We start from the raw sequence: 10820 nt of genomic DNA on the forward strand, positions 1-10820 counted from the left end.
GTAACCCTCCTAAACATTCGCGCATTTTGGCACTACATATTGAGTCAAAACCCGCCATTGTTTGTCTTAGCCACTACATTTCCTACAAACCGTAATAGGCACAGTCAGCAACTGACAGGCGGCACCTGGGGCCGTTACAATTACCGACTTTGTCGCAACGCTTGGAGCTCAACCTTCCGTGCCCGTTCTGCGTCTACCGCTACTCCCTGCCGCGGCAGGTAAACAGCACTGGGGCAACCTGCCCGGTGCCGCCCTGAGCCTGGCCATTGCCGAGGCTGCCAGCGCAGCCAAGCGCTTTACCCTGCTGCTCACCGCCGACAGCCAAAGTGCCGAACGGTTGGAGCAGGAGCTGAGCTTCTTCGCCCCGGATTTGCCGGTGCTGCATTTTCCCGACTGGGAAACCCTGCCTTACGATCTGTTCTCGCCGCACCAGGACATCATCTCCCAGCGTATCGCCAGCCTGTACCGCTTGCCGGAACTGGCCCATGGCGTGCTGGTGGTGCCGATCACCACTGCCCTGCATCGCCTGGCGCCGACCAAGTTCCTGCTCGGCAGCAGCCTGGTGCTGGACGTCGGCCAGAAGCTCGATGTGGAGCAGATGCGCACGCGCCTGGAAGCCAGCGGCTACCGCTGCGTCGACACCGTGTACGAACACGGTGAGTTCGCGGTGCGCGGCGCCTTGATCGACCTGTTCCCGATGGGCAGCAAGTTGCCGTACCGCATCGACCTGTTCGATGACGAGATCGAGACGCTGCGCACCTTCGATCCAGAGAACCAGCGCTCCATCGACAAGGTCGACTCGATCAAGCTGCTGCCGGCGCGGGAGTTCCCGCTGCAAAAAGACGCGGTCACGCGCTTCAAGGCGCGCTTTCGCGAACGCTTCGACGTGGATTTCCGTCGCTGCCCGATCTTCCAGGACTTGAGCAGCGGCATCACGCCTGCGGGTATCGAGTACTACCTGCCGTTGTTCTTCGACGAAACTTCCACCCTCTTCGACTATCTGCCCCAGGACACCCAGGTGTTCTCGCTGCCGGGTATCGAACAGGCGGCGGAAAACTTCTGGAACGACGTGCGCAACCGCTATGAAGAACGCCGCGTCGATCCGTCCCGGCCTTTATTGCCGCCCTCTGAACTGTTCCTGCCGGTGGAAGACTGCTTCGCGCGCCTGAAAAACTGGCCACGTGTGGTCGCCAGCCAGCAGGACGTGGACGCCGGTAGTGGCCGCGAGCGTTTCCCGGCGAGCGCGCTGCCCGATTTGGCGATCCAGGCCAAGGCCACGCAACCGCTGGAAGCGTTGTCCAACTTCCTCGGCGACTTCCCCGGCCGCGTACTGTTCACCGCCGAATCCGCCGGGCGCCGCGAAGTGCTGCTGGAGCTGTTGGAACGCCTGAAGCTGCGGCCAAAAACCGTCGACAGCTGGCCGGATTTTGTCGCCAGCAAAGAGCGCCTGGCGATCACCATCGCGCCGCTGGACGAAGGGCTGCGGCTGGATGACCCGGCGCTGGCCTTGATCGCCGAAAGCCCGCTGTTCGGCCAGCGCGTGATGCAGCGCCGACGCCGGGAAAAACGCGCCGACGCCAACAACGACGCAGTGATCAAAAACCTCACCGAGCTGCGCGAAGGCGCGCCGGTGGTGCATATCGACCATGGCGTGGGCCGCTACCTGGGCCTGCAGACCCTGGAGATCGACAACCAGGCCGCCGAATTCCTCACCCTGGAATACGCCGAGGGCGCCAAGCTCTACGTGCCGGTGGCCAACCTGCACCTGATCGCCCGCTACACCGGCAGCGACGACGCCTTGGCGCCGTTGCATCGCCTGGGCTCCGAGACCTGGCAGAAAGCCAAGCGCAAGGCCGCCGAACAGGTGCGCGACGTGGCCGCCGAACTGCTCGACATCTATGCCCGTCGCGCCGCCCGCGAAGGCTATGCGTTCGCCGACCCGAAAGCCGACTACGCCACCTTCAGCGCCGGCTTCGCCTTCGAAGAAACCCCCGACCAGCAAACCACCATCGAAGCGGTGCGCGCCGACATGCTCGCGCCCAAGCCGATGGACCGCCTGGTGTGTGGCGACGTGGGCTTCGGCAAGACCGAAGTGGCGATGCGCGCTGCCTTTATTGCGGTGCACGGCGGTCGCCAGGTGGCGATTCTGGTGCCGACCACCCTGCTCGCCCAGCAGCACTACAACAGCTTCCGCGATCGCTTTGCCGACTGGCCGGTGACCGTGGAGGTGATGAGCCGCTTCAAGTCCGCCAAGGAAGTGAATGCCGCCGTCGCCGACTTGGCCGAGGGCAAGATCGACATCGTCATCGGTACTCACAAGCTGCTGTCGGACGATGTGAAGATCAAGAACCTGGGCCTGGTGATCATCGACGAAGAGCACCGCTTTGGCGTGCGCCAGAAAGAACAGCTCAAGGCCCTGCGCAGTGAAGTCGACATCCTCACCCTCACCGCCACGCCAATTCCGCGCACGCTGAACATGGCGGTATCGGGCATGCGCGACCTGTCGATCATCGCCACGCCACCGGCGCGTCGTTTGTCGGTGCGCACCTTCGTGATGGAGCAGAACAAGAGCACGGTCAAGGAAGCCCTGCTGCGCGAACTGCTGCGCGGCGGCCAGGTGTATTACCTGCACAACGATGTGAAAACCATCGAGAAATGCGCCGCCGACCTCGCCGAACTGGTGCCGGAGGCCCGCATCGCCATCGGCCATGGGCAAATGCGCGAGCGCGAACTCGAACAGGTAATGAGCGACTTCTATCACAAGCGTTTCAACGTGCTGATCGCCTCGACCATCATCGAGACCGGCATCGACGTGCCGAGTGCCAACACCATCATCATCGAGCGCGCCGACAAGTTCGGCCTGGCGCAACTGCACCAACTGCGCGGCCGCGTCGGGCGTAGTCACCACCAGGCTTATGCGTACCTGCTGACACCACCGCGCCAGCAGATCACTTCCGATGCGGAAAAACGCCTGGAGGCGATCGCCAATACCCAGGACCTCGGCGCGGGCTTTGTACTGGCCACCAACGACCTGGAAATCCGGGGTGCCGGCGAGTTGCTCGGCGATGGCCAGAGCGGGCAGATCCAGGCGGTGGGTTTCACGCTGTATATGGAGATGCTCGAACGCGCGGTGAAAGCCATCCGCAAAGGCGAGCAACCGAACCTCGACCAACCCTTAGGCGGCGGCCCGGAGATCAACCTGCGCTTGCCGGCGTTGATTCCCGAAGACTACCTGCCGGATGTGCATGCACGGTTGATCCTGTACAAGCGCATTGCCTCGGCGGCCGACGAAGAAGGCCTCAAGGACTTGCAGGTAGAGATGATCGACCGCTTCGGCCTGCTGCCGGAGCCGACCAAGAACCTGGTGCGCCTGACCCTGCTCAAGTTGCAGGCCGAGCAGTTGGGCATCAAGAAAGTCGACGCCGGGCCGCAAGGCGGGCGTATCGAGTTCGAAGCGCAGACGCCGGTCGACCCGTTGGTGCTGATCAAGCTGATCCAGGGCCAGCCCAACCGCTACAAGTTCGAAGGGGCTACGCTGTTCAAGTTCATGGTGCCGATGGAACGTGCCGAAGAACGCTTCAACACCTTGGAGGCGCTGTTTGAACGCCTCATTCCGAAATCCGTTTAAGGACGCCCCCATGCGCGTGTTCCGCATTTTGAGCCTGTTGTTGGTGGTACTCGCACCTTCGGCCTTTGCCGACAGCCTGTATCAGGTGGAAATGATCCTGGTGCGCCAGAATGCGGAACCTGTGATCAACAGCCGCGCCGCCCCGGAAAACTGGGATGCGGGCGCGCCGCGCCTGGGTGAGCGGATGAGCCCGCCGCGCCTGGGTAATATCGTCGACAAGCTGCGCGCCGACGCCAACTACACGGTGCTCGCCCACAAAGCCTGGGAACAGAACCTGGGCGAGCAACCGGTGAAGGTGGCGATCACCGATGGCCAGGAGCAATTCGGCCAGTTCCCTATCGAAGGGGTGTTGAGCCTGCAACTGGGGCGCTTTACCGATATCGACGCGGATTTCTGGATCAACCAGTTCGACGGCAACGGCAGCGTGATTAACAGCGAACACTTGAGTCAGAAAGACGTGCGCACCAAGAACAACCAGCTCAACTACCTGGACGGCGGCCACCTGGCGCTGCTGATCAAGATCACCTCGCTGACCGCCAAGCCACCCAGCGCACCACCGCCCGACCTTCAGGACTGATTGCGCGCCATGCCCCTGACGTCGTCGTTGACCAAACCCCTGGCCCCTTCGTGGGCCAACCGCTTCAAAGAGCAAAGCCTTGAGCGCGGGCGGCGCTACGCCCTGGAAAACCGCGTGCGCATCGTCGAGTGCGGCGACAGCACCATCACCGCCAGTTGCGAAGGCTCGGGCGGCAACGTTTACCGCCAGACCATCTCACTGCGCGAATCGGCCAAGGGCCTGCTGATCCTGGTGGACAGCCGCTGCACGTGCCCGGTGCACACCAACTGCAAACACATCGCGGCGGTGCTGCTCAAGGTCCAGGAAACCCTGGCCTACCCGGCAGCGGCCCAGGATGCGCAACTGCTGGAAAAGCTCCAGGCAGTGCTGGATAACCGCGTGGTCCTGCCCCAGGTGGTGATGGACGACGTGCAACCGGTGCCCCGCCTGTGGCTGGCCAGCGTGGAGTTCAGCGCGTTCGAGCCGCGCAACGGCAAGATGCAGCGCTATATCCAGCACCGTGCGGCGTTGTCGTTCAACTACCTGGGCAACTATGTCAGCGGGCAAAAAAATGCTGACATCATTGTGCGCCAAGAGACGCAGAGCCTGCGGATCAAGCGCCATCCCGAGCAAGAACAGGCCTATCGCGAACACCTGCGCCTGCTTGGTTTCAAGATCGCCACGCGCCAGAGCAAGGCCCTGCCGGAAAGTGCCGGCGAGCTGTTCGAGATGGTCAATGACAGTGCCTGGCTGAACTTCACCCTCAATGTGTCGCCCACCTTACGCGCCGAAGGCTGGGAGCTGCAGATCGATGAAGACTTCGGCTTTGACCTCAGCCCCGTCGATGACTGGTATGCCACCGTCGATGAAGGGCCGGAACGCGATTGGTTCGACCTGGAGCTGGGCATCATCGTCAACGGCGAACGTTTGAGCCTGCTGCCGATCCTGCTGAACCTGATGCGCTCCCACACCGAGATTCTCAACCCCGAGAAACTCGCGCGGCGCCGCGATGAAGAGCTGATCCTGGTGAACATCCCTGGCCTGCCCAACGGCCACGGCCCGCTGCAAGTGGCGCTGCCCTACGGCCGCTTGAAGCCGGTGCTGGCGACCCTCGGCGAGTTTTACCTGCAAGAAGCCGGCACCACCGCGCTGCGCCTGGCCAAGGCCGACGCCATACGCCTCAACCCGCTGGAAGATCTGCCACTGCAATGGGAAGGCGGCGAGAAGATCCGCAACTTCGCCCAGCGCCTGCGCGATATCAAGGATTTCACCTGCGCGGCGCCTGAAGGCTTGAATGCGACCTTGCGCCCCTATCAGCTGGAAGGCTTGAGCTGGATGCAGTCACTGCGCCAACTGGAGGTGGGTGGGATACTCGCGGATGACATGGGCCTGGGTAAAACCCTGCAAACCCTGGCGCATATTCTTACCGAGAAAATCGCCGGGCGCCTTGATCGGCCGTGCATGGTCGTGATGCCTACCAGCCTGATCCCGAATTGGCTCGATGAGGCTGCGCACTTCACCCCGCAGCTGAGAGTGCAGGCACTTTATGGCGCGGGGCGTAAGAAACATTTCGCCAACCTGAATGACTACGACCTGCTGCTGACCACCTACGCCCTGCTGCCCAAGGACATCGAACAGCTCGCCGCCCTGCCCTTGCACGTCTTGATCCTGGATGAAGCGCAGTACATCAAGAACCCGTCCAGCAAGGCGGCCCAGGCCGCGCGCGAGCTGAATGCCCGCCAGCGCCTGTGCCTGAGCGGCACTCCATTGGAAAACCACCTGGGTGAGCTGTGGTCGCTGTTCCACTTCCTGTTGCCGGGTTGGCTGGGCGACGTGAAGAGCTTCAACCGTGATTACCGCGTGCCCATTGAAAAGCGTGCCAGCGAGGTGCGATTGCAGCACCTCAACGGTCGGATCAAACCCTTCCTGCTCCGCCGCACCAAGGAACAAGTGGCAACCGAACTGCCGCCCAAGACCGAGATTATCCACTGGGTCGACCTCAACGAGGCCCAGCGCGACGTGTACGAAACCATGCGCCTGGCCATGGATAAAAAGGTCCGCGACGAAATCACCCGCAAAGGCGTGGCCCGCAGCCAGATCATCATCCTTGAAGCGCTGCTGAAACTGCGCCAGGTGTGCTGCGACCTGCGGCTGGTCAACGACGCTACCCTGCCCGCCCGTGGCAGCAGCTCGGGCAAGCTCGACAGCCTGATGGACATGCTCGACGAGCTGTTTGCCGAGGGCCGCCGGATCCTGCTGTTCTCACAGTTCACCTCGATGCTGAGCCTGATCGAGGCTGAGCTGAAAAAACGCGGGATTGCTTACGCTCTGTTGACCGGCCAGACCCGGGATCGACGTACACCGGTGAAAGACTTCCAGAGCGGCAAGCTGCAGATCTTTTTGATCAGCCTGAAAGCCGGTGGCGTAGGTTTGAACCTGACCGAAGCCGACACGGTTATCCACTATGACCCCTGGTGGAACCCGGCCACGGAAAACCAGGCCACCGACCGTGCGTACCGCATCGGGCAGGAAAAGCCGGTGTTTGTGTACAAGATGATTGCCCGAGGCACGGTGGAGGAGAAGATTCAGCACTTGCAGAAGGAGAAGTCCGATCTGGCGGCGGGCGTGCTGGATGGGCGGACCACGGGGGATTGGCAGTTGGGCAATGAGGAGATTGAAGCGTTGTTTGCGCCGCTACCCAACAAGCAAGAGAAGCGCTGACTGTTAGGCCGCCTTCGCGAGCAAGCCCGCTCCCGCACTTGAATGTATTCACAAATCAAAATGTGGGAGCTGGCTTGCCTGCGATGGCCGCGCCGCGGTCTTCAGCCGATCAACTGCGCATCCCGCAACGCAGTAAGCGCTGTCAGCCAACGCGGGTCCTGCTTATAGTCCGTCGAGGCAACCGCCTGCCCACGCATACGTGCAATCCGCGCCGAGGGCGTGACCTTCATCCGCTGCGCTGCACTGAGCGCCAACTCGGCCGCCGCACGGTCATTGCACACCAAGCCCATGTCACAACCGGCGGTCAGCGCCGCTTCGATACGACTGGCCGCATCGCCGACCACATGGGCGCCGGCCATGGACAGGTCATCGCTGAAGATCACCCCGTCGAACTGCAACTCACCGCGCAGGATGTCCTGCAACCAGCGGCGTGAGAAGCCGGCGGGCTGGGCATCGACCTGCGGGTAGATGACGTGCGCCGGCATCACGGCGGCCAATTGCTTGCTCAGACGTGCGAAAGGCACCAGATCGTTGGCGCGAATCTGTTCCAGGCTGCGCTCGTCGTTGGGAATGGCGACGTGGGAATCGGCCTCGGCCCAACCGTGGCCAGGGAAGTGCTTGCCGGTGGCGGCCATGCCGGCGCTGTTCATACCGCGGATAAAGGCACCGGCGAGCACGGCAGCGCGCTCGGGGTCGCCTTCAAAGGAGCGGGTGCCGACCACGGCGCTGCGTTGGTAGTCGAGGTCCAGCACTGGGGCAAAACTCAGGTCCAGGCCCACCGCAAGCACTTCGGTGGCCATGATCCAACCGCATTGTTCGGCCAGGTATTCGGCGTTGGGGTTATCCGCCAGCGCACGCATGGCCGGCAGGCGCACGAAGCCTTGGCGCAGACGCTGCACGCGGCCGCCCTCCTGGTCCACGGCCAGCAGCAAATCCGGACGCACTGCGCGAATGGCTGCGCTCAACTCGCGAACCTGGCGCGGGTGCTCGATATTGCGCGCAAAAATGATCAGGCCGCCCACTTCCGGTTGGCGCAACAGGTGACGATCCTCGGCCGTGAGCCAGGTACCGGCGACGTCGACCATCAAAGAACCTTGCAGGGCAGCAGTCATAAACCTTCCTTAAATAACGCACACAACCCGTCGTCCTTGCCAGGCACGGCAAGGACGACAGGTTGCGAATAAATAGCTGAAATCGGCATGGCGGCTAGCTTAGCGGATGCAAGCGGCCGCGCCCACCCGCAGCGATCAAACCTTGGCGGCGACCGGTACGGTTTTGCTGCGTGGGCGTAACTGGGCGGCGGCCATGGCCGGATCGCTGACGCCGGTTTCGGCGCGCATGCCAGCGGCGAGGAACGGCACCATCAAGCGCATGACTTGCTCGATGGAAGTGTTTACGCCGAAATCGGTCTCGGCAATTGCCCGCAACGCTTTGATACCAGACATGCTGAAGGCTGCGGCGCCGAGCATGAAATGCACGCGCCAGAACAGTTCGATAGGCGGAATACGCGGGGCCGCTTCGTTGACCAGCAGCATATAGCGGCGGAACACCTTGCCGTACATGTCTTCCAGGTAACGGCGCAAGTGGCCCTGGCTCTGGCTGAACGCCAGGCCCAACAGGCGCATGAAGATCGACAGGTCGTTGCCACTGCGAGGCTGCACAACCAACGCTTGCTCCACCAGGATTTCCAGCAGCTCTTCCAGGCTGGGCTTGTGATCGGCCTTGGCCTGGCGGCGTTCCAGCTCACGGTCGAGGCTTGCGCAGAACGGGCCCAGAAAGCGTGAGAATACCGCCTGGATCAGGGCCTTTTTCGAGCCGAAATGATAGTTCACAGCAGCCAGGTTGACCCCAGCCTTGCTGGTGATCAGCCGCAATGAAGTTTCAGCAAATCCTTTTTCCGCGAACAATTGCTCGGCAGCATCGAGAATGCGTTCAACGGTTTCCGACTGGGCCATGGCTACTCCGCCTGACAAACACTTGTTTGAAACATACGTTTCAGAGTGTGTCTTGTCAAGCCTGCAGGTCCGCTTTGCGGCTGGTCGGTCATCTGTTTCATCGCTATTTAATCACATCCTCGCAGCTCTGTAGGCAGCGCCGCATCTGCTGTGTAGGACGGCTGACGGATGACCGTCCAGCGGAGCCGCTAAAAAGGATGATTGCCAAGCGCAGTTCACTGTATATAATCCCAGTCACTGTATAAAAAGACAGAGCGATCAACATGCTAAAACTGACGCCACGCCAAGCTGAGATTCTGGCTTTTATCAAGCGCTGCCTTGATGACAATGGTTACCCGCCTACCCGTGCGGAGATTGCCCTGGAGCTGGGGTTCAAATCCCCGAACGCCGCCGAGGAACACCTCAAGGCCCTCGCTCGCAAAGGTGCGATCGAGATGACCCCAGGTGCTTCGCGGGGTATTCGTATCCCTGGCTTCGAAGCCAAGGCCGACGAGTCGACATTGCCGATCATCGGCCGCGTCGCCGCAGGTGCGCCGATCCTGGCGCAGCAGCACGTCGAGGAATCCTGCAACATCAACCCGACCTTCTTCCATCCCCGCGCCGACTACCTGTTGCGCGTTCACGGCATGAGCATGAAGGACGTGGGCATCTTTGACGGTGACCTGCTGGCGGTCCATACCACCCGCGAAGCTCGCAATGGCCAGATCGTCGTGGCCCGTATCGGCGACGAGGTCACGGTCAAACGCTTCAAACGCGAAGGCAGCAAGGTCTGGCTCCTGGCCGAAAACCCTGAGTTTGCCCCGATCGAAGTCAACCTGAAAGACCAGGACCTGGTGATCGAAGGCTTGAGTGTCGGCGTCATTCGCCGCTAAAGGAGGCATCATGCAGCTCGTACACACCCCACAACACGCACAACTGTCGCTGTTCGAGGCCTTCATGGCCCAACCCCTTGCGCCAATCCTCAAGGAAACGGTCGAAGCCCCTTGGGGCGGCGAACCTGAGGCGTTCAGTGAATTGTCGTTGCGCGGTGCGGCTGAGAGCTGCCTGAACCTGCTGGCACCTATCCTGCGCGAATTAAGCGAAGATCAGGACGCCCGCTGGCTGACACTGATCGCCCCGCCCGCCAGCCTCACCCAGGCCTGGCTGCGGGACGCCGGGCTCAACCGCGAGCGCATCCTGTTGCTGCAACCACGCGGCGCGCAAAGCGCCCAGCAGCTTACCTGCGAAGCCTTGCGTCTGGGCCGTAGCCATACGGTGGTGAGCTGGTTGAACCCTTTGAATGCAAGCGCCAAGCAGCAACTGATCAGCGCTGCGCGCATGGGTGATGCGCAGAGTTTAAATATTCGATTGGGGTAATGACGGGCGCGCCACAAACGCAGCCTTCACCAAGGACTCAGTGAAGAACGCGCGGCCCTTCTTCTTTCTCCGGCTCGCCTTCGGCAAGGCGACCTGCCATCTGTACGCCCACGCTCAACATGGCTTTAGCCACTTCGACGTGCTGGCCTTGCAGGAAGACTTTGGCGTCTTCGGAGAAATCCAGAATAACCAGAGAACCCTCGTCCTCCGCCCGGCGCAGTTCGATTCGGCCGTCAGGCAGTTCAACAATTTCCAGAAAGGACGTTGGCATAAAAGTCTGTTCTCCACGAAAGGCCTGGGATTATATCAGTCATCCACCCAGCCTCGCAGAGGATATGGACAGGTTTGTTGACGGCTTGATGAATGGTGCCCTGGGCAACACGCTAATCAATGTGGGAGCTGGCTTGCCTGGGATGGCGGAGTATCAGCAAATAATCAGCAAACGGACCCACCGCTATCGCAGCATAAGTATCTATACAACTTTGTAAGCCGTAGCAGCCAACGGTAACCACGATGCGAAGCGAGCAGCTCTTGATCTGCTTTTGATCTTGATCTCAGGCGCCCCGTTAAACCACGCTGGCCGAACGCAGGCTTGAATTCGTGG

The 10820-nt window shown here is 61.5% G+C and carries 8 protein-coding genes; 5 read left to right on the forward strand and 3 right to left on the reverse strand.

The window, feature by feature from the left end:
- Positions 1-178 precede the first annotated feature (178 nt).
- From mfd to GIW04_RS21970, 3 genes are read left to right on the forward strand one after another with little or no spacing between them, the layout of a single operon-like run.
- Positions 179-3628, forward strand: a complete 3450-nt coding sequence (gene mfd / locus GIW04_RS21960; protein ID WP_120247672.1) for a transcription-repair coupling factor — start codon at positions 179-181, stop codon at positions 3626-3628.
- A gap of 10 nt (positions 3629-3638) precedes the next feature.
- Positions 3639-4205: a CsiV family protein gene (locus tag GIW04_RS21965; protein WP_034135101.1), complete on the forward strand. Its 567-nt coding sequence runs from the start codon at positions 3639-3641 to the stop codon at positions 4203-4205.
- A 9-nt stretch (positions 4206-4214) separates the two neighbouring features.
- Positions 4215-6905 carry a DEAD/DEAH box helicase gene (locus tag GIW04_RS21970; protein WP_120247671.1) on the forward strand — a complete coding sequence of 897 codons (2691 nt, stop codon included), beginning with the start codon at positions 4215-4217 and terminating at the stop codon, positions 6903-6905.
- A gap of 101 nt (positions 6906-7006) precedes the next feature.
- Here GIW04_RS21970 and nagZ read toward each other — a convergent pair whose 3' ends face one another.
- Together nagZ and GIW04_RS21980 are read right to left on the reverse strand one after the other, a co-directional pair.
- Positions 7007-8017 (reverse strand): beta-N-acetylhexosaminidase, encoded by a 1011-nt coding sequence (nagZ, locus tag GIW04_RS21975; protein ID WP_032877216.1) that lies wholly within the window; start codon positions 8015-8017, stop codon positions 7007-7009.
- A gap of 135 nt (positions 8018-8152) precedes the next feature.
- Positions 8153-8860, reverse strand: coding sequence for a TetR/AcrR family transcriptional regulator (locus GIW04_RS21980; RefSeq protein ID WP_003189661.1), 708 nt, complete (start codon positions 8858-8860; stop codon positions 8153-8155).
- Positions 8861-9123: 263 nt separating this feature from the next.
- On the opposite strand from GIW04_RS21980, the gene lexA reads away from it, so the two are divergent.
- Both lexA and sulA read left to right on the forward strand, forming a co-directional pair.
- Positions 9124-9732, forward strand: coding sequence for a transcriptional repressor LexA (gene lexA, locus GIW04_RS21985; protein ID WP_003172575.1), 609 nt, complete (start codon positions 9124-9126; stop codon positions 9730-9732).
- Between the two features lie 10 nt (positions 9733-9742).
- Positions 9743-10216 (forward strand): SOS-induced cell division inhibitor SulA, encoded by a 474-nt coding sequence (sulA, locus tag GIW04_RS21990; RefSeq protein WP_003189659.1) that lies wholly within the window; start codon positions 9743-9745, stop codon positions 10214-10216.
- 37 nt (positions 10217-10253) lie between these two features.
- On the opposite strand, the gene GIW04_RS21995 is transcribed toward sulA, so the two are convergent.
- The gene (locus tag GIW04_RS21995; RefSeq protein WP_003189656.1) at positions 10254-10487 is read right to left on the reverse strand and encodes a hypothetical protein; all 234 of its coding nucleotides are present in this window, start codon (positions 10485-10487) and stop codon (positions 10254-10256) included.
- Between the last annotated feature and the right edge of the window lie 333 nt (positions 10488-10820).

The organism is Pseudomonas sp. PA-4-8C, from assembly GCF_021606625.1.
Lineage (GTDB): Bacteria > Pseudomonadota > Gammaproteobacteria > Pseudomonadales > Pseudomonadaceae > Aquipseudomonas > Aquipseudomonas lactis.

Bases quoted from the DNA above. Each gene is read 5' to 3' on its own strand.
- GIW04_RS21965 (WP_034135101.1), top strand. From the start codon at position 3,639: ATGCGCGTGTTCCGCATTTTGAGCCTGTTGTTGGTGGTACTCGCACCT.
- GIW04_RS21970 (WP_120247671.1), top strand. From the start codon at position 4,215: ATGCCCCTGACGTCGTCGTTGACCAAACCCCTGGCCCCTTCGTGGGCC.
- nagZ (WP_032877216.1), bottom strand. From the start codon at position 8,017: ATGACTGCTGCCCTGCAAGGTTCTTTGATGGTCGACGTCGCCGGTACC.
- GIW04_RS21980 (WP_003189661.1), bottom strand. From the start codon at position 8,860: ATGGCCCAGTCGGAAACCGTTGAACGCATTCTCGATGCTGCCGAGCAA.
- lexA (WP_003172575.1), top strand. From the start codon at position 9,124: ATGCTAAAACTGACGCCACGCCAAGCTGAGATTCTGGCTTTTATCAAG.
- sulA (WP_003189659.1), top strand. From the start codon at position 9,743: ATGCAGCTCGTACACACCCCACAACACGCACAACTGTCGCTGTTCGAG.
- GIW04_RS21995 (WP_003189656.1), bottom strand. From the start codon at position 10,487: ATGCCAACGTCCTTTCTGGAAATTGTTGAACTGCCTGACGGCCGAATC.